Origin of the sequence: Actinomyces procaprae (genome assembly GCF_004798665.1) — a bacterium.
GTDB classification, from domain to species: Bacteria; Actinomycetota; Actinomycetes; order Actinomycetales; family Actinomycetaceae; genus Actinomyces; species Actinomyces procaprae.
The window spans coordinates 2,498,145-2,524,377 of the sequence record NZ_CP039292.1 but is presented as its reverse complement, the minus strand read 5'-3'; the positions used below and the strand labels follow the sequence as shown (position 1 = coordinate 2,524,377).

Genomic DNA, 26,233 nt, shown 5'->3' with positions numbered 1-26,233 from the left:
CTTCCCGCAGCGCCCGCACCCGCACCGGCCGACAACCCGCCGGCCCCAGACCAGGACTGAGCACCGATGCCACGCACCGCCACCGGGATCACCGGGATCGTCTCCCGCGCCGCCGTCACCCCGCCCGGACGAGCCGCGCTGGCCTCCATAACCCTGGCGCGTCTGCACCTGGCCATCCGCCGCGACGACGCCGTCAGCGGCGCCATCGAGACGGCCCGTCGCGCCCGTTTCCTGGCCGACCGGGGCGAGCACGCCCGCGCCCAGCGCCTGCTGGGGCGGGCGCGCGGGCTGCTGGTCGGTCGACGAGCGGCGGCCGTCGTCGCCGTCGAGGAGGCCATCCTGGCCATGAACACGGGCGCGCAAGCCGCCGCTGGTGCTCTGCCTCCGAACGCCCTGACCGACCTGCTCGCGCAGGCCGACGCCGCATGGGAGGCCGGCGCCGACGCGGTCGCGGAGGAACTGCTGGACATGGCCGTGCGGATGATGTTCCACCCGAGCCTGCACTTCGCGGCCGCCACCTCCGCCCTGACCGCGGACCCCGCCGTATTCCTGGCTCCGCTGCGCGCCTCGGCCGCATGGGCCGCCGTCACCGCACCGCTGGCCTCCCGCCGGCACGCCTCCGCCCGGAAGGAGGGGCCGGAGCGGGTGCTGTTCATCTCCCTGAAGAACTGGACCTTCGTCCGCGGCATCGTCGAGGACTACCGCGCCGACCCGCGCTGCGAGGTACGCACCCTGGATCTGCTCGACCTGTCCCTCAGGCCATCGCGCCGCAGCCTCTTGCACGCCCGCCTGCGGCTGGCCCGCGGGGCGGATCTCGCCGGTGCCGGCCTGCTGACCGGCATATCCGACGACATCGCCGCCGCCTTGGCCTGGGCGGATACCATCTTCGTGGAGTGGGGGAGCGCCGCCGCTGTATGGGCGAGTCTGCTCGCCCCCGTACTTGCCCCCCAGGCCCGACTCCTGATCCGTATCCATTCCTACGAGGCCTCCACCGTCATGCCGCAGCTGGTGGACTGGGCCGCCGTGGACCAGTTGGTCACCGTTGCCCCTGCAATCCGGGAGATTCTGCGCGCCAGCCTGCACCTGCCCGAAACCCTGGAGGTCATTACCGTCCCCAACCGGGCACAGCTGCAACGTTTCGCCCTGCCCAAGGAGCCGAGCGCGGCACGCACCCTGGCGCTCGTGGGCTGGGCCGCCTTGCGCAAGGACCCCGCCTGGGCCCTGGACACCCTCGACCTGCTGCGCCAGACCGACCAGGCCTGGCATCTGCTGCTCATCGGCCCCGGATTTCCGAGTCACCTGTCTCCGGAGGAGCGCATCTACGCCGACGCCGTGACCGCCCGCCTGGCTGCCCTCGGCAAGGCAGTCACCATCACCGGCCGCACCGAGGTGGTGGAGCAGTACCTGCGGAGCGCCGGCGTGATCATTTCCGCCTCGCGCCGGGAGGGCACGCATGAGGGCTTCATCGAGGGGGTTGCCTCCGGCGCACTACCCGTATGCCGCAACTGGCCCGACGTCGCCCGCTGGGGAGGCCCGGCGGCGCTGTTCCCGGAGGACTGGGTGGTGAACACCCCGCAGGAGGCCGCCGCCCGCATCCTGGCCCTGGCCGATGACACCGACTACCGGCGCCGCCAGCAGGAGCACATCCTGCGCGGCAATGACTGGACGCATGTCAGGGCTCACTACGATGCCCTGCTGCTCGAGGTCGACTCGACGCGGTGAGCGGGTATCCTCACTACTGTTTGTCGCAGCTGCTGAGGAAGGAACCTGCATGCGCATCGCCGTCGTCGCCCTGGGAAAGATCGGTCTGCCCCTGGCCGTCCAGTACGCCGGAAAGGGCCACGAGGTCATCGGCGTGGACGTCAACCCCGCCACCGTCGAGGCCGTCAACGCCGCCCGTGAGCCCTTCCCCGGTGAGGCCGAGCTCGCAGAGCGGCTGGCGCAGCTGGTTCCCGCCGGGGCGCTGCGCGCCACCACCGACTATGCCGAGGCCATTCCCGGTGCGGATGCCGTCGTGCTGGTGGTGCCGCTGTTCGTCAATGACGAGACCTGGGAGCCGGACTTCGAGTGGATGGACGCCGCCACGCGTTCCCTCGCCGCGCACCTGACCCCCGGCACGCTGATCTCCTACGAGACCACCCTGCCGGTAGGCACCACCCGGGGCCGCTGGAAGCCGCTGATCGAGGAGATCAGCGGCCTGAAGGAGGGGGAGGACTTCCACCTGGTCTTCAGTCCCGAGCGCGTGCTCACCGGACGAGTCTTCGCCGATCTGCGCCGCTACCCCAAGCTGGTCGGCGGCCTTGACGCGGCCGGCACCGAGGCGGGCGTCCGCTTCTACGAGCAGGTACTCGACTTCGACGAGCGCACCGACCTGCCCCAGCCCAACGGCGTGTGGGACATGGGCACCGCCGAGGCCGCGGAGATGGCCAAGCTGGCTGAGACCACCTACCGGGACGTCAACATCGGCCTGGCCAACCAGTTCGCCGTCTACGCCGACAAGGCCGGATTCGACATCCAGCGCGTCATCGACGCGTGCAACTCCCAGCCCTACTCCCACATCCACCGGCCGGGTATCGCCGTGGGCGGCCACTGCATCCCCGTCTACCCGCGCCTGTACCTGTCCACCGACCCGGACGCCTCGATCGTGCGCACCGCCCGCGCCTTCAACGCCACCATGCCGCAGTACGTGGTCGACCGCGCCGAGGAGCTGCTGGGTGACCTGGAGGGCCTGCGCGTGGTGGTGCTGGGCGCCTCCTACCGCGGCAAGGTGAAGGAGACCGCCTTCTCCGGCGTGTTCCCCACGGTCGAGGCGCTGCGTGCCAAGGGCGCGCAGGTGCTGGTGCACGACCCCATGTACACCGACGCCGAGCTGGCCGGCTTCGGCTGGGACGCATACCACCTCGGCGACGCCGTCGACGTCGCCATCGTGCAGGCCGACCACCCCGAGTACGCCGCCCTGACCCCGGCGGACCTTCCCGGTGTGCGGCTGCTGCTGGACGGGCGCCGCGCCACCGACCCCGCCCTGTGGTCCGGCACCCCCCGCCTGACCATCGGCGGGGGCAAGTGACCTGGCTTCAGGCACTGCCTGCGGCCGCCTTTCTACTGTTATTCCTGCTCGCCCCCGGATACCTGGTGGGGCGGGCCTTCGGGCTGGCACGGTTACAGGCCCTGGGCGGCGCCCCGGCCATGACCGCCGCCGCCATCGGCGCCTTGACCGTGCTGTACCACTGGAGGCACGTCGGTTGGAACACGGTCACCGTCGTCGTTGGCACCGCGGTGCTGCTGGCGGTGTGCCTGGTCGGCGCTGCGGCGGCCCGCGCTTGGACGCGGCGTCGGCACGGCCACGCGCCCGTGCCGATGACCGGTTGGGGGCGGCTGCGGGCGTGGCTGCGTCCTCCCGCGGTGGGGCCAGGGCCATGGTGGCCGCTCGGGGCGGTGATCGCCCTGGCCGCCGCATTCTCCGCGGGGGCCGTGATCACCGGCATCGGCGAGGCCGATCAGCCCATGCAGGCCTCCGACGGGGTCTGGCACCTGAACGCCGTCGCCTATATGCGCGCGCTGGCCGACGCTTACCCCATCGGTTCGCTCGCGCCCATGTACTGGGGGGAGGTCCACTACTACCCGACGGGCTGGCACGCGCTGGCGGCGATCGTGCCCGCCCCGGTGACGGTGGCGGCTAACCTCACCGCACTGGTCGGACTTGCAGTGGTCTGGCCACTGGGCTGCGCCTCCCTGCTGTCCGCCCTGTTCAGCGCGCCGTCCCGCAGGTTGGTGGACGCACTGCCACTGCTGACCGGTGTGCTCGCCTCCGCCATTGCCACTGGTCCCTTCGTGCTGATGACGACCCTGTGGCCCTATGGTTGGGCGGTGTGCCTGCTGCCCGGGGCGGTGTCCCTGGTGATGGTCGCCAGACCCAGGCATGGCGCGCGCCGGGCGGGCGCCTCGACGGCGGGCGGCTGGCTGGCGGCCATCACCGCATGCCTGGGCTTGGTGGCCGTGCACGGCACCTCCGTGTTCAACCTGGCGGTTATCGGCGTGCCGGCGCTGCTGGTGGTCGGGTTGTCGGCGGCGGCACAGCACTGGAGCGCCGGAAACCGGCAGCGGGTCATCATTCTCGCCGTCGTCGCCTTCGCGCTGCTGGCGGTCGTGGTGGGCATCATCGGCTTCTGGGACCAGTTGCGCATGCTGTTCACCTACCACCGGCCGAGCGCGAGCGCGCTGGCAGTGCTGCGGGAGTCCTTCCACGACTCGGCGATGATAAGGGCAGTCCCCAACCGCGGCTGGGGCGGGGCGAGCCTGACGGTGGTCGCCGCTGTCGGGGTGATCGTCTCGGTGGCGCGTCGCCGACACCGGTGGGCGATACTCACAGCGGTGCTCGCCGTGCTGCTCATGATCGCGTCGGTGTCCACCGACAGCCCACTGCGGCTGCTGGCCTCACCCTGGTACCTGCAACGAGCCCGGATAGTTCCCCTGCTTGAGATCGCCGTGCTGGTCCTGGCGACGACGGCGGTTGAGGCGATGGTCGACACGGCCCGTGCCCGTTGGCGTATGCCCACGGAACCGGGCCGGTTGCGCCGCCGCGGCGCATGGGTGCGTGGGGCCGTGGTGGTGGTCGCAGTGAGCGTGACGGCCTTGGGCGCGGCCGCTGTAGCCCGTACGGCCTTCCACCACACCGTGATCGCCTTCTCCTATCAGCCGCTCGCCAGCCGTTGGCCGATGATGCTCGCCGACGGCGAGGCGGACTTCATCCGGTCCTCCGCACGGCTCCTCCCGGAGGATGCGGTGGTCCTCGGCCAGCCCACCAACGGTTCGGCGTACTACCTGTCGCTGACCGGAACGGATGTGGTCTACCCGACGCTGCGCCGCTATACCGATACGGACCGGCGCTTCGTGGCGTCCCATGCGGATCAGATACTCGTGGATCCGGGCGTGTGCGCCGCGCTGGACCGGCTGGGTGTCCGCTACTACTACACCGATGACGACCCGACCGAGGGCGGCGCTCCCGGCGGGGCGGAGACACCGCGCTGGGGGAATCGTCTGGATGAACTGCCCCGTGAGGCGCTGACGCCGGTGGCGAGCGATGGGGCGCACACGCTGTGGCTCATCACGGCCTGTGGATGAGGCTCCCGCCTGCGTCCGCGGTGAGGGCCCCCGGGTGCAGGGACGGCGTGCGCATGCAGGCGTGCCGGGATCGTGCACCGCAGCGGTTCCAGGGGGAGAGTCCCGGCGTGTTAATTTGGCGAAGGTAGATGCCTGCGAATGAAGAAGGAGCCTTCATGACCGCATGGGCCGCCTTGGTCCTCGCAGCTGTCGGGATCAGCCTGCTGATACTGGTGCCCGGCGCGCTTGCCCTGGTGGGTGCCGGCGCCGATAGGGCGGTGGCGCTCGCCGCCGGGGCGACGGTGACGGTCGCCTGCGCCGGGGCGGCCGCGGTCGCCCTGTCCCGACTCGGAATCCCCTGGGATGCGCGAACGGCCGGCGCCCTGCTCGTGGCCATGGGCGGTGCCGGCGCCATCGCCGGTGTCCTCCGCAGGCGATGGCGCCGTACCACTGCCGCAGGGCGGCACGGCGCCGGGGCCGCGGGCGGTACGGCGCATGGGCGTCGCGCGGTTGCGGCGTCGATTGTCGGCGCGGTCACGGCGGGCGGTGTTCAGGCCGGACTGTTCGCCAAGGTGACCGGAACCCCACGGGCGCTGCTGCAGAACAACGACGCAATGGTGCAGCTGAACCTGATCGAGGAGATTCGCCGCTCCGCGGACGCCTCCACACTCACGGCGGCGATTCCGATCACGGGCGGCAGCTACCCCACCGTCTGGCACTCGTTCTCGGTCTTCCTGACGCCTTTCGCCGGCACCCCCTTCGTATTCAACGCCATGGTGGTGTCGCTGTTCGCGGTGTTGTATCCGGCTGGGATGGCGATGCTCGCGGCTGCTGCCGGCGGCGGCCCGGCGGCCCGGCTGTCGGCCCCCTGGCTCGGCCTGGCCGCCTGCTGGTTCCCCGGCTCCATGCTGACCTTCAACGCGCAGGCCTCCGGGAGCTTCGCAATCGCACTGATTCCCGCCGCGCTCGCAGCGGTCGTCCTCCTGTGGAGGGAAGCATTCAACTGGCACTCACTGCTGCTCGGTGCCGTGATTGTGCTCGGGCTGGCGATTGCCAGCCCAGGTGCGGGACAGTGGGCGGTCCTGGTGGCCTGCGTCCTCCTGTTCGTCAGGCTGCTGCCGCGCGTTCGCGCTGCGGGCGGGGCGGGGCTCCGGAGGGCCTCCATGACGCTGGGGCTGGCCGTGCTGGCGGCGCTGCCCGTACTGATGATGCCGGCCGTACCCCGCCTCATGGCCATGGGCTCGTTTCCGCGGGGGGAGGGTCCCCTCTGGCCGCGCCTGCTGACTCCGCTTCTCCTGAACGATCCGACGGTCTCCACCTGGCCGGTCGCCACCCCGGTACTGTCCTATCTTCCACTGTCTCTGCTGGGCATCGCCGGTGCAGTGCTGACCCGGCGCCGGGGGGACAGGGTGCTGACCGGCGCGCTGGCGGTGACGGTCGCATGCGTCTGGATCACCATCCTGCCGGAAGGACGCTGGTGGGCCCTGGTCGGCGGCTGGTGGCGTGACTATCCGCGATACCTGGCGGTTGAGGTCATCTGCCTGGCGGCTACCGGCGCAATCGCCCTCGACGTGGCGATCGCGTGGGCGCAGCGGCGGCTGGTACGGGCGCAGCCGGGGCCGCCCGCGCGGCGAGCCCGGGCCGCCGCCATCTGGCTGGTTGCCGTGGTGCTGGTCGCCGCCGTGTGCGTACCCAATCTGGGCACCTTTCGACAGCTGACCGCGCGCGGTTACGTCGTGCTGGTGCATCCGCCGTGGGTCACCGAGCAGGAGGCCCGGCGCATGGAGGCGGTCGGTGCGGGGCTCCCCGAGGACGCCGTCGTCTACGGGTTCCCGCAGACAGGGGCGGGGCTCATCCCGGTCCTGACCCCCGCGAACAGCGTGCATCGCTCGTGGAGCCCGACCGGCACATGGGACGAGCGGTTCATCGCCGAGCACTTCGACGAGTTCGGTACCGACCCGCGGGTGTGCGAGGCCGTTCGCCGGATCGGCGGTACCCCGTACTACTACGACGACTCGGACATCGCCGACCTGGAGCGGTGGATGTACTTCCCCGGGTACGACCAAGTCGACCTTGACGCCGGCTTCGAGCTGGTGGCGACGCTGGACTCCGCGCGCCTGTATCGCGTCACCGCCTGTGACTGAGGCAGACCGGCGACTGTCATGAACATGACCCTGCTTCCAATCGCCCTCACTGCGGCGGAGCCGGCATCGGCCACAACCGTGGCCTGCGGGACGCCCACGGCACTGATCGGGGCGGCGGCGGTGACGCTGCTGCTCGTGCCGGGGTGGGTCTTGGCGCGCAGCTGGGGCGCCAGGGGCGTAACCGCCGTGGGGGCAGCACCGGCACTGACTCTCGCCGTGCTGGGGATCGCTACCGTCGCGGCCCAGCGCACCGGGCAGCGCTGGGAGCCGGCCGTCCTGGTGACCGGCTGGCCGGCGCTGCTGCTCGCCGTCGGCTGTGTCACGGGCATCGCGCTGAGCCGGCCTTGGTCTCCCGCGTCCGCGACGACGCCGGCGGCCAAGGGCGTGGCGGGTCTGAACAGGAGGCCGCTGCCTTGGCGGGAGCGGCCGGCTCTGACGTTCGCCGTCGCCCTGGCGGGCGGCATCACTGCCATCCCGATAGCGCTTGGAACGGGTGGCTGGGACAACCCCGCGCAGGCCTCCGACGCGGTATTCCACCTTTCGGCCACGGCCTTCGTGCGGCAAACCGGGACGGCGTCATTCCTCGGCGGCCTGGCACCGATGTATGACGGCGCCGGCGTTTACTACCCCACGGGCTGGCACGCGGTCGCCGCGCTACTGCCGGGCGACGTCGTCACAGGTGCGAATCTGATGGTCTTGGTTCTCGCCGCGCTGGTCTGGCCACTGGGGGTGGCGGCGCTGCTGCGCGAGGTTCTTCCCGGCGGCGGCCCCGTGCTCGCGGTCGGCACCGCATTGTCGGGATCCGTGGTGTCACCGCTGCTGCTGCTCACCAGTGTGTGGCCCTACGGCATGTCGGTGGTGGTGCTACCCGGAGCTCTGGCCCTGCTCGTGCGCGCTGTGCGTCCGGGCCGTGTGGGCGTGAGAGCGCGGACGGCCGCCTGGACGCCGGCACTGGTCGGTTCCTTCGGCGTGCTGATCGCGCACGGCGCCGCCGTGTTCAACCTGGCGGTCCTGGGTGTTCCCGTGGTGCTGGCCGCCGGACTGCCGGCACTGCGGCGCGCCTGGGACAGGGGAGCGGCCGCGCGCGCAGGCATCATCGCCTCCGCCGCGGCGCTCACCGCCGGCCTGGCCGGCGGGGCGTGGATCATGCGTCGTTCCCTCAGCGCGGTGTTCAACTATCCGCGTGCCGCGGGCAATACCTGGGAGACGCTGTTCGCCGTGGTCACCGACCACCCGCTGCTGGCCACCTTCACTCCCTGGATCCCGGGCAACGCGGTGGTATTCGCCCTGGCCGTGTGGGGCGCCACCGCCTGGCGGCGGGACAGGACCGTACGCGCCTGGGCGGCTGGAGCCGGAGCCTCCCTGGTGCTGCTGTTGCTCGCATCCGGGCCGTCCTGGCCGTTGCGGGCACTCGCCGGCCCCTGGTACACGCAACGGGCACGCATCATGCCCCTGCTCACGCTGGGGATGCTGGTGCTCGCAGCCATTGGGCTGGAGCAGCTGCAGCGCCGATTCGGGACGCCCGGCAGCGGCTCGCCCGGCGCGCGTGGACGCGTGCTGCGGGCGCTGGGACTCAACTTGCCGACGGCGGTGCTGGTCGCCTCTCTGCTGGTGGCGCCCGGATGGCGTTGGGGCCTGCGCGTAGAAATGCTTGACGCGATTCACGATCCGGAGCGCGTCTCCTACGGCGCCATGCTGTCTAACGGTGAGCTCGACTTCATCCGCCGCATCGGCCAGGAGCTGCCGGACGACGCCGTCGTCATGGGGGACCCCTCGAATGGCAGTGCGTACCTGTGGAGCGTGACCGGGACGCAAGTGCTCTACCCGTCCCGCCCCAGGCCGTCGAGCTCGGAGCTGAGATGGCTCGGTGAGCACGCCGACCAGATTGAGGCTGACCCGCGCGTATGCGAGATCCTGAACCGGCACGGCGTCGACTACTACTACAGCGACGATGCCGAGCCCGATGGGCTCACCGGGGGCGTGCGTGAGCCCCTGTGGGGTGAGGCGCTGGCGCGGGTGCCGCGAAGTGCCTTGGAGGAGGTGGACTCGCAGGACACTGCGACGCTGTGGCGCATTACCGCCTGCGATGGCGAGCGTTAGCAGCGTGCCGGGCCCGTATGCGCGCCCGCCCTCGCGGCGGGGCGGGCGCGGGGCCGCTTACCGCCCTGGTCCGGGAGCCGGTTACTGCCCCTGGGCGGCGTACTTCGCCTCGACCTCGGCCTTCAGCGGACGCCACCAGGACTCGTTGTCCCGGTACCAGTCGATGGTGGCCTGCAGGCCCGACCGGAAGTCCGTGTACCGCGGCGCCCAGCCGAGCTCCTGCACGAGCTTGGAGTTGTCGATGGCGTAACGCATGTCGTGACCGGGGCGGTCCGCCACGTGCTCGTAGTCGCTGGGGTCGTGGCCCATCAGCTCGAGGATGAGCTCGACGACCTCCTTGTTGTTCTTCTCCCCGTTGGCGCCGATCAGGTAGGTCTCGCCGATGCGGCCCTTCTCGATGATGTCCCACACGGCATCGTTGTGGTCCAGCACGTGGATCCAGTCGCGCACGTTCTCGCCCGCGCCGTAGAGCTTCGGGCGCACGCCGTCGATCAGGTTGGTGATCTGACGGGGGATGAACTTCTCAATGTGCTGGTAGGGCCCGTAGTTGTTTGAGCAGTTGGAGATCGTGGCCTCCACGCCGAAGGAGCGCACCCAGGCGCGGACCAGCAGGTCGCTACCCGCCTTTGAGGAGGAGTACGGGGAGGAGGGGTTGTAGGGGGTGTCAGGGGTGAACTTGGCGGGGTCGTCCAGCTCCAGGTCGCCGTAGACCTCATCGGTGGAGACGTGGTGGAAGCGGACCCCGTGGCGACGCACGGCCTCCAGCAGCGTGAAGGTGCCCACCAGGTTGGTGCGGATGAAGGGGGAGGGGTCGCGCAGGGAGTTGTCGTTGTGGGACTCGGCCGCGAAGTGCACCACCACGTCGGCATCCGCCACCAGCGGGTCCACCGTGTCCGCGTCGGCGATGTCGCCGACCACCAGGCTGATGCGGTCGCCAAGATCCGCCAGGGAGCCCCGGTTGCCGGCGTAGGTGAGCTTGTCGAGCACCGTCACCTTCGCGTCGGGGTGACGCACGAGGGTCTGGTGGACGAAGTTGGCGCCGATGAAGCCGGCGCCGCCGGTGATGAGGACGTGCATGGAGTACTCCCACTGCGCTGATAGAGGGCGTTCGAACGATCGCAATCATGCCATAGGAGCACTTGCGCGACCGGGATCCCGCAGTGGCAGGCTGCGCCGAGGCTTGTGGCGGCGACGCGGGTGAGCTCCGGCGGCCGGGGGCACCGACCGGGACGCCAGGCCGTCGCCGGTGCTCGCACGCACTGCGTCCTGCCCGCCCGCCCTGGCGTCCGTTCCGACACGGTTAACCCGGCTCATCGCGTCTGGGGGGCGCGGCCGACGGCGCGTATTGGTTGGTGCTTGGTTGCTCGTTGTGATGGTGCGCGGGGTGGGCCGTGTGTAGTTGGTGCTTACTGACGCGCCGCCCCGGGTGTCGAGCCCCGGGGCTTGTGGAGGTGTTGCGTCTGGCGCCGGTGGTTGTCGGCTGGGGCTGGTTGGTGGTGGTCTGCTCATCGGCGTCCATGACCTCGGACTCGGAATCGGACTCAGACTCGGAGCCGGAATCGGAATCGGCGATCGTGTCGGACTCGGACTCGGCGATGGTGTCGGACTCGGAATCGGAATCGGCGATCGTGTCGGTGGCGGTGACGCTCGCCCCGTCTCTATGTTCTGCACGACCTGGGGCCGCGTTGCACGACCTTGGTGTGTGTTGCACGACCCCCCGGGGGTCGTGGAGTACGCACCAGGGTCGTGCAGTGTCGCCCAGGGTCGTGCAGTGTCGCCCAGGGTCGTGCAGTAACACCGCCCCTCCGCACGCTACCGGGCAAGGCTCGGCGATTAACCTCAGTAAGCGCCGCTACGGACCGGCCCTGCACGCCCCGGTCCACGGCCGCCGGGGTAATGACGGCCCGTGTGGAGGCGGCACGAGAGGCGTCACACCACCCGTACGCGTTTTCAGCCCTGGCAGCGCCACCGGCGCAGCCGCACCAGCAAGCGCGCGGGACGCCATCCCACCGGCACGCGCACCCGCGACCACCCCTTGTCCAGCCGAGCGCGCTCGGGGAATGTGCGGCACCGGCACGCGCACACGCGACCACCCCACCGCCACACCCTCAAACCGGAACAGCCCCGGGACGCGGGCCTCATCCGCGTCGGAGGCTTCCGACAACGGCCGCCGCACCCTTATACGGCTCTGCCGGTTTGGGGGTGTGGTGGTTGGGGCGTGGTGGCTTCGGTCCGGGTTGCGGTGTTCGCGGTGGTCGTGGTTGGGGTGGTGAGGTCGGTGTGGGGCTGGTGGGGACGTTCTCGGGGGCGGAGGAGGTCGATGTCGGGCTGGCGGGGTCGTACTCGGGCCGGCGTGGTCGTGCTCGGTGGGTGCTGGTTTGTCGAGAACGTCCTCTTCATCCCCAAACCCTCCACGTTCGGGAGGGTTTCGGGCTTACGAGGACGTGCTCGACCGGCGCAGGTCGTTGTCGGGCGCACAAGGACGTTTTCGCGCCGCCGAGGACGTCCTCGGGTTGGCGGGGACGTCATCAGGCTTACGAGGGCGTTTTCGGGCCAAGCGGGGTCGTGTTCGGGCTGGCGAGGACGTCATCAGGCCGGTAGGGGCGTCTTCGTCGCGGCCGGGCGGAGTGCTCGAGGACGCGGGTTGAACCTCCACGGCGCCGGCTCACCACGCCAGAACGCCAGGCCTGGCTGCACTTGGCTGCCGACAGCTCCGGCGCCCGGAAGCGGGACCGTCTGCTGCGCCACCCCCGGTCTACTGCGCCGCTTCGTCGTCTGCTACGCCACTTCGGGGTTAACAACGCCAGTTAACCGTCTGCTGAAGGCTCCAGAGGTATACAGCAGAACGTTAAGTAGCGTTGTTAACGCCCAGCCGACGCACCAGACACCCCACCCCACCCCACCCCATGCCATGTCCCAGGGAATCGGCAGCACTCCTGCCGCAGCCCAAGACAACCACCACACCCCCAAACCGGAAGAGCCCCTTATATCGGGTGTGCCAGTGGTGCACGCACCAGTGGGCGCGCCAGCACTCACCGCCGTGCCCGCAAAGCGGAGGTGCAGGTGTAGTCCCTTTAGGAATTACATAGGGGTGGATGATCCGCCGCGCGCACGCCGGGGCGATTCCGGAAGTGCAGGTGTGGTCCTTTTTGGGAATTACATCGGGAGTAACTACGCGCCTGTAGTTAAGTGACATGGGACATGTAGATCCCCGGGGGAGGGGAATGGGCGGTAACCTCCTGCCTAGTTCACATGAGTCACATGTGTCTCATTGTGCACATGCGATTCACAGGTTTTGTCAGCGACGTCGAGAGGAGCCCCATGAGAGCCCGACGATTTCTTGGACTGACCGCTTTGGTCCCGCTGCTTGCGGCCGGTCTCATGCCCGCAGCCGCGGCGGACGCGGATGTGGAGGAAGCGACTGCGCCCGTGCAGTTGCTGGAACTGACCACGTCGGCGGGGGAGGCCACCGAGGTGGCCGAGGCCGGACTGGTGGAAACCGCCTCGACGGGCACCAGCTCCGGCACGGGTGTGGGCACCAGCTCCGGAACCGGGGTCGCCCCCGCGATCGTCTCCCGGCTGGCCGCGGTTGCAGCGGCCGCCGCGAACGGCGTAGACCCCGAGGCCGACGCGCTGCTGCTCACCGAGCCCTTGGAGGTGGATGGCTTCCTGGTCGCAGGCTTCACCTGGACGGGTGCCGCCGAGCTGCCCGAGGGGCTGGACATCTACCTGCGCGTGCGCGAGAACGGCTCCTGGTCCGACTGGTACCTGAACGAGGCCTCGGGCGCCGGCCGCGACGACGGTGCGGGCGTGGCCGGAACCGAGGAGTTCGTCACCGGGGGCGCTGACGCGGTCCAGGCGAGCGTCGTCGGCGACGCGGCGGCGCTACCCGCCGGCCTCCAGCTCGCGCTCATCCCCGCCCGCCCGGCCGGCGAGGAGGTGCTCGACCCCGCCGACCTCGGCTCCACCGACGCCGAGCCCACAGCCGTGGCCACCCCCGATGAGCCGGTGGATGACCCCGCGGCCGGCCTGCGCACGCCCGCGCCCGAGGCGGTCTCGCCGGAGGCGGACGAGTCCGCGCCCGCGCCGGAGGACCCGGAATCGGAGTCGGCCGACTCCGACCCGGCAGCGGCGTCCTCCGGCACGAGCGGCGGTACCTCCGTGAGTCCGAACCTGCCTGCAGCACTGGCGTCGACAACCACGGCGAACGGCCTGCCCGTGCCAGTAGTCACCCGCTCCGAATGGGGTGCCAGCTCCTCCTACATGACCTGGTCGCCCGAATACGCCGCGGCCAGGCACGTGATCGTCCACCACACGGCCGGGACGAACAACTACACCTCGAGCCAGTCCGCGTCGATCGTGAACGGCATCTACTACTACCACGCGGTAACCCTGGGCTGGGGCGACATCGGCTACAACTTCCTGGTCGACAAGTACGGTCAGGTCTTTGAGGGCCGCTACGGCTCCACCGGTGCCGCCGCCGGCAAGATGGTGATCGGCGGGCACGCCTACGGCGCGAACACCGGCACCATGGGCATCTCCATGATGGGCACCTACACCAGCGTGGCTCCCGGCGCCGCCCAGCTGACCAACGTAGGCAAGATGGCCGGCTGGTTCCTGAAGCGGGCCGGGATCACCAGCGCGACCGGGGCCGCCTCCTTCACCTTCAAGTCCACCGAGAAGTATGCGGCGGGCCAGACCATCTCCCTGCCCGTCATCTCCGGGCATCGCGACGTCGGCTACACCACCTGCCCCGGCGACGTCGGCTACTCCAAGCTCGGGCAGGTCCGTACCACCGCGCAGAGCCAGATCAGCGGCTCGAGCAGCGGCTCGACGTCGACGACGGCGAGTACCGGCGGCGCGCGCAGCCACCAGATCTATCTCAACGACTCCTGGTCCGCGAGCGCGAACACGGTGTTCACCTACACCACTGCGGCCCTGAGCGTCCTGGCGGGTGACTGGAACGGCGACGGCGTGGACACCACGGGCGTGCGCAACGGCGCCTCCTACGGCTTCCGCAACACCAACACCTCCGGCGCCAGTCTGCGCACCTTCACCTACGGCCGGAGCACCGACCAGGTGCTCGTCGGGGACTGGGACGGCAATGGCACCGACACCCTGGCGGTGCGGCGCGGCAACACCTACTACTTCAAGAACTCCATGTACGGCGGGGGAGCGGACCTGGTGGTGACTTACGGCACCGCCGCGGATGAGGTCGTCGTCGGCGACTGGAACGGCGACGGCAGGGACACCCTCGCCGTGCGCCGCGGTGGCCAGTACCACATCAAGAACTCGCTGACCGGCGGCAAGGCGGATCGGGTCGTCATCTACGGCAGGCCTACTGACGCAGTGCTGGTGGGCGACTGGAACGGGGACGGCAGGGACACCCTCGCCGTGCGCCGCAACGCCACCTACTACGTACGCAATACGCTGTCGAGCGGAGTGGCGGACATCGTCCAGACCTACGGTCGCAGCGGCGACGCCACCCTGGTGGGTGACTGGAACGGGGACGGCCGGGACACGCTGGGAGTGGTGCGCTGAACAGTGGGGGCCGGGTCCTTCGACGGGCGCGGCAGGCATGCGACTTGTAGGCTGTCCCTCGGCTGCTGCCGCCTCTCGCCCCCAGGGATGGCCCACCCGTCCGAGAAGGAAGTTCATGAAACTGTTCGTGCAGATCCCCTGCCTTAATGAGGAGGGGACACTAGGCATGGTCCTGGACACGATCCCCCGCCAGATCGAGGGCATCGACGAGATCGAGATCCTCGTGATCGACGACGGCTCCAAGGACCGCACCGTGGAGGTGGCCCGCGAGCACGGGGTGAAGCACTTCGTGCGCCATGCCCGCAACATGGGCCTGGCGCGCTCCTTCCGCGACGGTGTCGACTACGCGCTCGCCCACGGGGCCGACATCGTGGTCAACACCGACGGCGACAACCAGTACAAGCAGGAGTACATCGGTGACCTGGTGGCGCCGGTGGTGCGCGGTGAGGCCGACATCGCCATCGCGGACCGGCAGACCGCCAAGATCGCCCACTTCTCCTGGTTCAAGAAGCGCATGCAGCACGTGGGCAGCCAGGTGGTCAACTACGCGGCCGGCACCCGCCTGCCCGACGCCGCCTCCGGGTTCCGCGCCTACTCCAAGAACGCCCTGCTCAAGCTCAACGTGATCACCCAGTTCTCCTACTGCATGGAGACGATCATCCAGGCGGGCAACAAGCGGCTGCGTATCGCGTCGGTGCCCATCACCACCAACCCCAAGACGCGTGAGTCGCGGCTGTTCAACAACATCTTCCAGCACATGGCCAAGTCCGGTGGGGCGATCACCCGCTCCTACTTGATGTTCAAGCCGCACGTGGTGCTGGGCTGGCTGGCGGCGTTCTTCGCGATCGTCGGGGCGGTCCCGTTCATCCGCTTCTTCATCCTGTGGTGCATGGGCACCGCCGGCGGCCACATTCAGTCCCTGGTCTTCGGCACCACCATGCTGGTGGCGGCCCTGCTGTGCGTGGCCCTGCTGGTTATCGCGGACCTGCAGCGCACCAACCGGGTGCTGATAGAGGAGACTCTGGAGCGGGTGAAGAACATCGAGTACGGGCGTGTGGATGACACGCAGATTCCCGGCATCCGTGCCGCGCTGATCCCCCGACCGCGGCCGGGTGCGGACGGTCCGCTCAGCTGGGAAGACTGACGAATGCGCAAGGTTCTGGGCTTCGGCACCTATGACGCCGCCTCACACCCGCGGGTGGAGGTGCTCCTGGAGGGTCTGCGGCGCACTCCCGGAAACGAGGTCCGCGAGCTCGACGAGCCCCTGGGGCTGAGCACGGCCGACCGGGTGGCGATCCTCAAGCAGCCGTGGCGGCTACCGGTTCTGGCCGGGAGGCTGGCCTCGCGCTGGTCCCGTCTGGCTGCCGGCAGCCGGCGCTTCCGCGGCTCCAGCCGGCCCGACGCCCTGCTCGTGGGCTACATGGGGCATTTCGACGTGCTGCTGGCCCGCATGCTCTACCCGCGCACGCCGATCATCCTGGACCACCTGATCTTCGCCTCCGGCACCGCCCGCGACCGGGGTGAGGGAGGCCTGAAGGCGGGGCTGCTGTCGGTCCTGGACCGGCTGGCCACGCACACCGCCGACGTGGTGGTGCTGGACACGGTCGAGCACGCGGCCAAGCTGGATGAGTCCATCGCCGATCGGGGAGTGATCGTCCCCGTCGGCGCCCCCGCCTCCTGGTATCAGGCCGGACGCGAGGCGGCCGCGGCCCGCGCCGACGACGACGGTGTGCGTGATGCGGCCCATCCCCTGACGGTGGTCTTCTTCGGGCTTTTCACTCCGCTGCAGGGCGCGCCGCACATCGCCCGCGCCCTGCGGCTGCTCGGCGAGCGCGGCACCCCGTTGCGGGCGCTGCTGATCGGCTCGGGGCAGGATCGAGCCGAGTGCGAACAGATTCTGGCGGGCTCCGCGGCCGAGCGCATGGTCGAGTGGCGCGACTGGGTGGACTCCGGTGAGCTCGCCCGGGTGGTGGCCGCGCACGACGTCTGCCTCGGGATCGTCGGGACCACGGACAAGGCGCTCGACGTCGTCCCGAACAAGGTCTACCAGGGACTGGCGGCAGGATGCGCCGTGATCACCTCCGACACCGCTCCGCAGCGGCGCCTGCTCGGAGACGGCGCAGTATTCGTGCCGCCGGGTGATCCCCGCGCCCTGGCAGACGCCCTGGAGCACCTGGCATCCGAGCCGGAGGCGCTGCGGGGCGCACGCACCCGCGCCGCGGAGGCGGCCGCGGACTTCGTGCCCGAGCGGGCCGTGGCACCACTGGTGGACGCCCTGGAGCGCGCACACGACGCGGAGGCCGCCCGGTGAGCTCGCTGATCGGCAAGACCATGGGGGCGCTGCACTCCACACCGGTCCGGGTCGGCTTCCTGGTGATCGTGGTTGCGCTGGCCGTGTACGCAGTCGTCTCCCAGTGGGATGACATTGTTGACGCACTGGCCGGCATGAGCCCGCTGCTGCTGCTGGGCTCGCTGCTCGCCGCCGTCGTCTACGTGCTGCTGACCATGCTGGCGTGGCGGGTGCTGCTGGCGGATATGGGCACGACGCTTCCTCCCAGCGCGGCCTTCCGGGTCTTCTTCGTCTCCCAGCTGGGCAAGTACATGCCCGGCGGGGTGTGGAACATCCTCGCCGCGGCGGAGCTCGGCGCGGACCACGACATCCCGCGCCGCCGCTCCGTCTCCGTCATGGCCGTGACCGTGATCGTCTCCATCGTCACCGGTGCCGCCCTGGCAGTGGTGACCATGCCATTCGCCTCGGAGCGGCTGCGTGACAGCTACGGCTGGGTGAGCTGGACGCTGCCGGTGTTCATCATCATGCTGCTGCCGCCGGTTCTCAACCGGCTGCTGGCGCTCGTGCTCCGGCTCGCGGGGCGGCCGCCGCTGGAGCACCCGGTCAGCTGGTCCGGTATCGGCGCCTGCACGGCATGGACGCTCGTCGCCTGGGCGGTCGCCGGAGTACAGGTGTGGCTGCTGGCGGTCGGCATCGGGATGACCGGCTCGGCGACCACGCTGGCGCTGTGCATCGGCGGGTACGCCATGGCCTGGACCGTCGGCTTCCTGATCGTGTTCGTGCCTGCCGGCGCAGGCGTGCGCGAAGGCGTGCTGGGGCTGGTCCTGGCGGGATCGCTGACCGCCGGCGGCGCCGTCGCCGTGGTGCTGCTGTCCCGGGTGGTACTGACCGTCGCCGACCTGGTGATGGGCGGGGCCGGAGTCCTCTCCGTGCGCCGCGGGCGGGCGCGGACCGAGTGAGCCGACGGACGGCGTCGGAGCAGGACCTGGTGAGCAGACTCATGAGGAGGACGAACATGGTGGCGGGTGGTACGGACTCCGTTGCGCCGTCGCGCCGTAGCCGGCCGGGTGACGGCGGGCGCGCCGGGTGGGGGTCGCTGTGGCGTCGTCGTCGAGCCGACGCGGGGATCGCCCTGGCGATAGGACTGTTCACCCTCGCCGTCGCGGCGGTGCAGATCCACCGCGTCACCGAGATCAGCCCCATCGACGAGGCGAGTCACATCGACTACGTGTGGCGCATCATGCACGGGGAGCTTCCCCACCGGGGCGACACCTACACCTCCTTCACGCTTGAGGAGTGGTCCTGCCGCAAGCAGGCGAGCGTGTACAGCGAGCTGCCCGAGTGCGGCGTGACCGACAGGTCGGAATTCAGCGACGTGATCACCGAGAACTACAACGCCTGGCAGCCGCCGGGCCTGTTCGCCGTGGTGGCGCTGCTGACCCGCCTCGGCATGGTCGCCACATCCTTGGATCCGGTGACGCTGATGCGGTTGTCCTGCGCCGTCATCGTCGCGATCGGGATGGCCATGGTCTACGCCCTGCTGCGCATGTGGTCCCTGCCGCGCAGCCTCGCCGCGCCGGTGACACTGCTGGTGCTGGCCAACCCCTTCACCCTCATGGTGGCCACAACCGTGTCCACCGACGCGCCCTTCCTCATCTTCGGAGTGCTCTCCGCCATCGTGCTCACGCGTGAGCTGTCGGGCAGGTCGGCGGCCCTGCTGGCCCTGCTCGCCGGCGCCGGCGCCGGGCTGGTCAAGACGATCACCCTGGCATCCCTGGTGATCGTGTTCGGGGTGCTGGTGATCGTCGCGGTGGTGCGGCTGGTGGGCAGGCAAGGCCGCTGGTGGTCGCCTCTGCTCACGGTGGTCGCCGGCGTGAGCGGTGGAGGACTGGTGACCCTGCTGTGGGGGCGGTACGTCCTCGCGCACACGCCAAGCGGCTGGACGAACCGGGTGCTCGGGCAGAACAACACCGAGTACGTGGGCAGTCCCGTCGACGAGTGGCTGCCGACGCTGACTCATGTGTTCGGGTACACCACGGGATCCTGGGAGGGTGGCCCCGTCACCACCTACTACGGGCAGCTCCTGGCGGGCCTGGCCGGCCTGGCGCTCACCGTGGCGCCCTTCTGCGGGCTGCTGGCGCTGCGCGGCCGGGAGCGGGTACTGGCGGGCACCGCGGCAGTGGGGCCGGTGCTGGTGGTCCTGCTGGTCCAGATCCAGTCGTGGGTGCGTGAGGAGGTCTACTTCCCCATCGTCTCCTCCCGCTACGGGGTCACGCTGATCCCGCTGACGGTGCTGGTACTGGCCCTGCTGCTCAAGCCCCTGGAGCGGCGTGGGCGGGTGGTGCTGTGGTGCCTGTGCGCGCTGGTGCTGGTGCTGGTCGTCGCCGACGCGCTCGGAGCGGGCGCGCTCGCCTAGCGCCGCCGGGCAGGATGCGCGCGGCGTCGCCGCCGGTGCGCTCAGGCCCGCGGGATGAGCGGTCCCGAACGGCCGCGCAGGCCGTCCCGGATGCCCTGACGCAGCATGCGCCTGCGCTCCTTGGCGCGATCCGGAAGCAGCCCGTTGAAGGCCGTGTACTTCGCCAGCCAGTACACGTAGCGCACCCGCCAGCGCCACGGCATCAGGGCCCGCCTGCGGACCAGGGCGATGGTGTTGCGCGCCAGGTAGTAATTGCGTGCCGGCCCATGGACGTGCACCGGCTGCGACCGGCCCGGCAGCATGACGACGTCGTCGCCCAGCGAGTGGTGCAGGCCGGCCGCGGGCGCGACCAGCAGCCGGTACCCGGCGCGGTGGGCGCGCAGTCCCCATTCCAGGTCGACGTGGTCGATGAACAGTGACTCGTCCATGGCCCCGACGGCGTCCAGCGCGGCCATGCTCACCAGGCAGCCGGAGGCGATGAGGAAGGCGACATCCAGCAGATCGGTGTCCAGCTCCGCGGGGGTGGCGCGGCCCGGCTTCCAGCGGCGGCGCACGTAAACCAGCTGGTCCGCGCCCGCACGCTCCTCCTGAGGCAGGGGGCCCACGGCAGCCACCCGCCCGGTGGAGTCGAAGCCCCGCAGGAGGCGCTTCACCATCCCCGGGGCGGGCAGGGAGTCGTGGTCAGACAGCAGTACGTGCGATGCGCCCAGCTCGCGGGCGCGCGCAATACCCACGTTCTGCGCGGCGGCAATGCCCCGGTTGCCTCCCAGCGCCAGCAACTCGGCGCCGGTGCTTGCGGCCGCATCCTCGATGCGGGACAGTACGGCGGCGGAACTGCCGTTGTCGACGACGAGTACGCGATCGCACTGCTGGTCCAGTACCCGCAGCAGCTCGGTGACGTCGTGATCCGGGTTGAAGGTCACGACGACGGCCACCACCACCGGCATGCGCGTCCTCCCTTGCATTGCTCGCGCAGATGGGCGTCCACAGGGTAACCCGGCGGCGGGAGGCGACACAGCCCGAGACGCTGCGGGAGACATCACCCGCAGGTCCGGTATGTGGTCACCGCGCAGCAGGTATGGTGGCCTGGTCCGTCCGGCGCGGACGCGTGCACGCGGGTCCTTCAGAGCTCGTCCGGGAGCCCAGCAGCGAGCCCCTCCAAGAGCTCATCCGCGGGTGCGTTCGTGTTCCGGCGTGCACCCCAAGGCAAGTGAGGACTGCATGAACAAGACGAACGTGAGGTCGAGGAGGTCCTTCCGGCAGGAGCGGGACCTCATCCAGGCCTTCGGGCAGCGCGACCTCAAGTCGAAGTTCAAGGGGACCGCGCTGGGCTGGCTGTGGTCACTCGTGGTGCCGCTGGCGTCCCTGGGAATCTACACACTGATCTTCGGCGGACTGTTCAAAATGGTCCCGGCGACGATCGCCTCCCGCCATGAGGGCATCGGGATCTTCGCCGTCTGGCTGTTCGCGGGGCTGACGATCTGGGGATTCTTCCAGAACTCGATCAATGCGGGCATCAACGGGCTGCTGGGCTCCGGGGGCCTGCTGCAGAAGGTCTATTTCCCGGCATACTCGGCGGTGCTCGGCTCCTGCCTCGCGATCGGGGTGCAGTCGGGCATCGAGGTCGGCCTGCTGCTGGTGGTGCTCGCCTGCCTGACGAACGTGTCATGGACCTGGCTGCTGCTCGTGCCCTTCATGCTGCTGCTGGTCGTATTCACCGGTGCCGTCAGCGTGATCCTGTCCATTTGGAACATCTACGTCCGCGACCTCGCCCACCTGGTGGGCGTATTCCTGCAGCTGATGTTCTACGCGACCCCCATTATCTACAATCCCGATATCGTTCCCGAGTCCGTCTGGGGCCTGCCCGCCCACGACCTGGTCCAGGCAATGCCGATGGCGCAGTTCATCAGCCTGTTCCGCTCACTGGTCTATTCGCTGCAGCCCGGGTCCATCGGGGACTGGCTGGCCTGCTGCGTGTGGGCGGGAGTCGCACTCATCGGAGCGGTGCTGGTGTTCCGGCGCTGGGGCGCGGACCTGGGGGAGAGGATCTGAACATGGACACCGCAGCAGTCTCGGTCGGGGCCGGCGCTAACGCCGACGTCGCGGATGATGTCGCAATCGAGGTGCGTGGCGTGTCGAAGCGCTTCACCCTGCACGCCGACAGGCGCGACTCCCTCAAGGAGCGCTTCGTGCGCGGGCGGTCCCGCGACACCCACGTCTTCCACGCACTGGACGATGTCAGCTTCGCCGTGAAGAAGGGCATCACCTTCGGGCTCGTCGGGCACAACGGCTCCGGCAAGTCCACGATGCTCAAGATCCTCGCCGGGGTGTACCGGCCCAATGAGGGTGAGGTGATGGTCGCCAGCAAGGTCGACGCCCTGCTGGAGGTCGGGGCCGGCTTCCACGGAGAGCTCACGGGACGCGAGAACATCTACCTCAACGGAGCCATCCTCGGACGCACCAGGAAGCAGATCGACGAGTCCATCGACTGGATCATCAACTTCGCGGACATCGGCGACTTCATTGACGAGCCCGTCAAGGTCTACTCCTCCGGTATGACGGTCCGGCTGGGCTTCGCCGCGGCGGTGGCCATCCAGCCGGAGATCCTGGTGGTCGACGAGATCATCGCCGTCGGCGACGAGGAGTTCCAGCGCAAGTGCTTCGACCTGATGCGGCAGCTGCGCGACCGCGGCACCACCATCGTGCTGGTGACCCACTCGCTGTCCCTCGCCACCGAGATGTGCGACGAGGTCGTCTGGCTGGACCACGGCAAGGTGCAGATGGTCGGGGACGCCGACGAGGTCGTGTCCGCCTACCTCAGCTCGGTCAATGAGAAGGAGGCCCGGCAGCGGGCGCAGGAGCAGCCCGAGGCCGAGTTCCCCGAGGACGACCAGTACAAGCTGAATCAGGGCAACGGGGACTGCCGCATGACCGGCGTGGAACTGCTCGACGGCGATCTCAGGGAGGTGGCCTTCGCGACCTACGGTCGGCCGCTGACCCTGCGTGTGCACGTCAAGGCCAAGAAGGACCTGCACGACGTCGAGCTCGGACTCGGCTTCTCAACCGATGGTGGCGTCACGGTCGCCGGCCCGAACTCCCGCGCCGCGGGGACGCTGTACTCCCTGCACGCGGGTGACTCCTTCATCGACTACAAGATCGATCAGGTGGTCTTCCAGCCCGGAAGGCTGTGGCTGACCACCTGCTTCGTCCGGGACGGGCAGATATTCGACCTGTCCGACCGGCGTACCGAACTCATCGTGCGCGCCGACAGGACCATGGACGAACCCGGCCTGGTCACACTCGTGCCGGGGCACTGGAGCAAGCGTCCGGGGCTTCCCGCCCCCGGGGAAGGACAGCAATGAAGACACCCGCCAACGTGCCGCAGGAGCCGATCGACGCTGCTGTGGACTCGATGCTGCGCGACCGCGACGAGGAGATCCGCCAGCTGCGCGCCACCCTGCGCAAGATGAAGCATGAGATGGCGGAGCTGTCCGTGCGCAACGAGGAGCTCGAGAAGGAGCTGCGCCGCGCGAACCGGGTCATCGCCGGCGCGTGGGAGCAGCTGGGCGTGCTGCGCCACTCCTCCTCGTGGCGGGTCACCGCACCCGTGCGCGCCTTCAAGACCCGCCTGCGGGGAGTCCTGCGGTGAGGCCCCTGCGCCTGCGGGCTCGCGGCCCGCTGGTGTCGGAGGTGTCGCGTGGACGCGTGCACATCGAACGCGGCACTCCCGCCACCGTGGTCGGCGCGGATCGGGTGGCGCTGGTGGCGCAGTTCTCCGTCGGCCCGCGCCAGCCCAGGTCGCTGTCGGAGTACCTGCTGCGGCTGGACGCGGCCGGCTACGCCACCGTGGTCATCTCCACCTGCGAGTCCCCGGAGGAGCTGGAGTTCCCCGCCGGGATCCCGCAGGACACCATGGTTATTCGGCGGCCGAACCTCGGCTACGACTTCGGCTCGTGGGCCACCGCGCTCGGATGCTTCCCCGAGGTGCGCGAGGCGGGGACGGTACTGCTCACGAACGACTCGCTGCTGGGCCCCTTCGCGCCTGTCGACGAGCTCCTGGAGTGGGCGGCGGCACCGGGCCCCGATATCCGCGGCCTGACCGCGTCATTCCAGTTCGCCCACCACATTCAGAGCTTCTTCCTGTCCTACCGGGGGGGAGTTCTCGCCGAGCGGCCCTGGAGGGACTTCTTCAACTCCGTTCGCGTGGAGCCCGGGAAGGAGGACGTCGTCCTCTCCTATGAGATCGGGGTCTCCCGCCTGGCCTTCGCCGAGTGCTACTCGACCGAGGTCTGGGTCACCGGCCCGGAGCTGGGGGTGCCGTACGGCAACCCCACCGTCGACGGCTGGAAGAACCTGATCGAGTCGGGGGTGCCGTTCCTCAAGCGCACGATCATGACGCACCCGTCTACCGAGGCCGAGGCGGCCGAGGCGGCGCAGTACATCCGGCGACGGTTCGGAACCGACGTCAACGAGTGGTAAGGACCTGTGATGACCAAAGTCACCAAGACCGGGCTCGTACGCCGAGCCAGCTACTTCGCCGCCAGGGGACGCAACGCCGTCGCCAACCTGGTCGCCAGCGGCAGCATCCACGGCTATCAGAGCAAGCACTGCGCGGACTTCAACGAGTACGTCTCGCGCCTGGGGGGACGGCAGAACTCCGGCTTCCCGGACCACTGGCGGGTGGACGACTCGCTGGTCAATGACGACCCGGCCCGGATCGCGGTGGTGATCCACTGCTTCTACCCGGAGCTGATGGAGGAGCTGTTCGAGCACCTGCGGGCCATCCCCGTCGACTTCGACCTGTTCATCACCAACGCCTCCGAACAGGAGCTCACGGTTCCCCAGGAGCGGCTGCCGCACCTGGGGCACGTGTCGGTCGTGGAGGTGGCCAACCACGGGCGGGACATCTTCCCGACTGTCCAGCTGGTCAACGCCGGCCTGCTCGACCCGTACGACATCGTGCTGAAGGTGCACACCAAGCGGAGCCCCTGGCGGGAGGAGCATGCGGAGCTCGCCGGCGACGGCGCCGGGTGGAAGGACCAGCTGCTGAGCGATCTGCTCGGCTCACAGCAGCGGGTGCAGGAGATTCTTAACGCCTTCGCCTCGGACTCGTCCCTGGGCCTGGTCACCGCCGACGACTGCGTGGTCGGCGCCGAGTTCTGGGGCGGGGACCAGCACATCGTTGAGCAGCTGCTGCGCAGGCTCGAGCTGTCCCTCGACGATCCGGACGCGCTGCGCTTCGCCTCCGGCTCCATGTACTGGATTCGCGGCTTCGTGCTGCAGGGGCTGCGCGCGCTGAACCTGCAGCACGCTGACTTCGATGAGGAGAAGGGGCAGGTCGACGGGACCACCGCTCACGCCGTCGAGCGCCTGCTGGGCATCCTTACCGAGGAGGCGGGCCTGCGCATGGCCGAGGTCGCCGAGCTCGGCGGGCGGGAGGCCGAGGCCGCCGGCGCCTACACCCGCTTCGAGCGTGGGGCGGAGCGGTACGCGCGCGCCCAGGTGATTCCCTTCTACCTGCCGCAGTTCCACGACTCCCCCCAGAACAACCGCTGGTGGGGGCAGGGATTCACCGAGTGGTCGAATGTCACGGCTGCGATCCCGGGGTACCGGGGGCACTATCAGCCGAAGCTGCCGACCGAGCTCGGTTTCTACGACCTCGCCGACGACGAGGTGCGGCGCAAGCAGGCGGACCTGGCCCGCGCACACGGCATCGCCGGCTTCATGTACTACTACTACTGGTTCTCCGGCGAGAGGCTGCTGAATGTCCCCATTGAGCGCCTGCACGCATCCGACCTCGATCAGCCCTACTGCATCATGTGGGCGAACGAGAACTGGACGCGGCGCTGGGACGGCCGGGCGGCGGACATCCTCATCGGCCAGGACTACACGAGGGTTCCGGCGCAGACCTTCATCGACGACGTCATGGAGTTCCTCCTCGACCCGCGCTACATGCGGATCGGCGGGAAGGCGGTGCTGGCGGTCTACCGGCCGGCGCAGATGACGAACTTCCCGGAGGTGGTCGCGACCTGGCGGCAGAAGGCCCGGGACGCCGGCGTCGGCGAGCTGTACGTGCTCGCGGTGGCGGTTGCGGAGGAGTTCGACGGCATCCAGTCCCTCGGCGGCCAGACCGGCATCGACGGCACGCTCCAGTTCCCGCCGCACAACCTGCCGTGGGTGGCCGGTCCCGCGACCGAGGTCGGGCTCGACTCGCGCTGGCGCGGGAACTTCATGAGCTACCAGGAGACCGTCAAGGCGTCACTGGCCATGGCCGGCACGCTGGACGACAGCGAGTACCCGGGAGCCATGGTGGCCTTCGACAACACGGCGCGCCGGCAGTGGACGGCGGACACCTGGTACGGCTCCAACCCATACACCTTCCGGCGCTGGGTCGCGGGCCTGATCGACTCCGTGATGTCCAGGGACCCCGAGCAGCGGGTGGTGTTCATCAACGCCTGGAACGAGTGGGCCGAGAGCGCCGTGCTGGAGCCGACCACGCGCTTCGGACGCACCTTCCTGCTCGCCCTCAGGGACGCCGTCTGGTGCTGAGCGCCCGGCCGTAACCAGGCCGTCACCTCTGACGCACAATTGAAGCTCGCTGGAAGAATGCTGTGCGGTAGCCTGACGCAGGTAATCGCCCGC

17 protein-coding genes are annotated in these 26,233 nt (G+C 69.7%); 15 read left to right on the top strand and 2 right to left on the bottom strand.

The genetic code is table 11. The annotated features are described in order from the left end of the window. Positions 1-66: 66 nt before the first annotated feature. From E4J16_RS10265 to E4J16_RS10245, 5 genes are all read left to right on the top strand, one after another. Positions 67-1,722: a glycosyltransferase gene (locus tag E4J16_RS10265; protein ID WP_136313939.1), complete on the top strand. Its 1,656-nt coding sequence runs from the start codon at positions 67-69 to the stop codon at positions 1,720-1,722. Between the two features lie 49 nt (positions 1,723-1,771). Beyond that, the gene (locus tag E4J16_RS10260; protein ID WP_136313938.1) at positions 1,772-3,067 is read left to right on the top strand and encodes a nucleotide sugar dehydrogenase; all 1,296 of its coding nucleotides are present in this window, start codon (positions 1,772-1,774) and stop codon (positions 3,065-3,067) included. Further along, positions 3,064-5,121 (top strand): DUF6541 family protein, encoded by a 2,058-nt coding sequence (locus E4J16_RS10255; protein ID WP_136313937.1) that lies wholly within the window; start codon positions 3,064-3,066, stop codon positions 5,119-5,121. The genes E4J16_RS10260 and E4J16_RS10255 overlap by 4 nt, the downstream gene beginning before the upstream one ends. Positions 5,122-5,276: 155 nt before the next feature. Next, entirely contained in the window at positions 5,277-7,244 is a 1,968-nt protein-coding gene (locus tag E4J16_RS10250) for a DUF6541 family protein (RefSeq protein ID WP_136313936.1), read from the top strand. 24 nt (positions 7,245-7,268) lie between these two features. Next, positions 7,269-9,344 (top strand): DUF6541 family protein, encoded by a 2,076-nt coding sequence (locus E4J16_RS10245; protein ID WP_240038110.1) that lies wholly within the window; start codon positions 7,269-7,271, stop codon positions 9,342-9,344. A gap of 81 nt (positions 9,345-9,425) precedes the next feature. On the opposite strand, the gene rfbB is transcribed toward E4J16_RS10245, so the two are convergent. After that, positions 9,426-10,421, bottom strand: coding sequence for a dTDP-glucose 4,6-dehydratase (rfbB, locus tag E4J16_RS10240; protein ID WP_136313935.1), 996 nt, complete (start codon positions 10,419-10,421; stop codon positions 9,426-9,428). 2,244 nt (positions 10,422-12,665) lie between these two features. Between rfbB and E4J16_RS10230 the strand changes: the two genes are divergently transcribed. The 5 genes from E4J16_RS10230 (at position 12,666) to E4J16_RS10210 (ending at position 19,591) form a co-directional block, all read left to right on the top strand. Next, complete coding sequence (locus E4J16_RS10230; RefSeq protein ID WP_136313933.1) at positions 12,666-14,885, top strand: peptidoglycan recognition protein family protein; 2,220 nt, start codon at positions 12,666-12,668, stop codon at positions 14,883-14,885. A 115-nt stretch (positions 14,886-15,000) separates the two neighbouring features. Then, the gene (locus E4J16_RS10225; protein ID WP_136193402.1) at positions 15,001-16,029 is read left to right on the top strand and encodes a glycosyltransferase family 2 protein; all 1,029 of its coding nucleotides are present in this window, start codon (positions 15,001-15,003) and stop codon (positions 16,027-16,029) included. A gap of 3 nt (positions 16,030-16,032) precedes the next feature. Then, positions 16,033-17,196, top strand: a complete 1,164-nt coding sequence (locus E4J16_RS10220; RefSeq protein ID WP_136193403.1) for a glycosyltransferase — start codon at positions 16,033-16,035, stop codon at positions 17,194-17,196. After that, positions 17,193-18,134 (top strand): lysylphosphatidylglycerol synthase domain-containing protein, encoded by a 942-nt coding sequence (locus tag E4J16_RS10215; protein ID WP_204519795.1) that lies wholly within the window; start codon positions 17,193-17,195, stop codon positions 18,132-18,134. Before E4J16_RS10220 ends, E4J16_RS10215 begins: the two co-directional genes overlap by 4 nt. A 41-nt stretch (positions 18,135-18,175) precedes the next feature. After that, a complete protein-coding gene (locus E4J16_RS10210) occupies positions 18,176-19,591 on the top strand; it encodes a phospholipid carrier-dependent glycosyltransferase (protein WP_136313932.1) in 1,416 nt (471 codons plus the stop codon). Positions 19,592-19,632: 41 nt separating this feature from the next. Here E4J16_RS10210 and E4J16_RS10205 read toward each other — a convergent pair whose 3' ends face one another. Next, complete coding sequence (locus tag E4J16_RS10205; RefSeq protein ID WP_136313931.1) at positions 19,633-20,538, bottom strand: glycosyltransferase family 2 protein; 906 nt, start codon at positions 20,536-20,538, stop codon at positions 19,633-19,635. Positions 20,539-20,812: 274 nt separating this feature from the next. Here E4J16_RS10205 and E4J16_RS10200 point away from each other — a divergent pair, with 274 nt between their 5' ends. Genes E4J16_RS10200 through E4J16_RS10180 form a run of 5 tightly spaced genes read left to right on the top strand, consistent with a single transcriptional unit; the run spans position 20,813 to position 26,140 of the window. Continuing rightward, positions 20,813-21,643 (top strand): ABC transporter permease, encoded by an 831-nt coding sequence (locus tag E4J16_RS10200; RefSeq protein ID WP_136193406.1) that lies wholly within the window; start codon positions 20,813-20,815, stop codon positions 21,641-21,643. A 2-nt stretch (positions 21,644-21,645) separates the two neighbouring features. Next, positions 21,646-22,953 carry an ABC transporter ATP-binding protein gene (locus E4J16_RS10195; protein ID WP_136193407.1) on the top strand — a complete coding sequence of 436 codons (1,308 nt, stop codon included), beginning with the start codon at positions 21,646-21,648 and terminating at the stop codon, positions 22,951-22,953. Then, a complete protein-coding gene (locus tag E4J16_RS10190; protein ID WP_240038109.1) occupies positions 22,950-23,240 on the top strand; it encodes a methyltransferase in 291 nt (96 codons plus the stop codon). The genes E4J16_RS10195 and E4J16_RS10190 overlap by 4 nt, the downstream gene beginning before the upstream one ends. After that, positions 23,237-24,070, top strand: coding sequence for a rhamnan synthesis F family protein (locus E4J16_RS10185; protein WP_240038108.1), 834 nt, complete (start codon positions 23,237-23,239; stop codon positions 24,068-24,070). Before E4J16_RS10190 ends, E4J16_RS10185 begins: the two co-directional genes overlap by 4 nt. 9 nt (positions 24,071-24,079) lie before the next feature. Further along, complete coding sequence (locus tag E4J16_RS10180) at positions 24,080-26,140, top strand: glycoside hydrolase family 99-like domain-containing protein (RefSeq protein ID WP_136193408.1); 2,061 nt, start codon at positions 24,080-24,082, stop codon at positions 26,138-26,140. Positions 26,141-26,233: the final 93 nt, after the last annotated feature.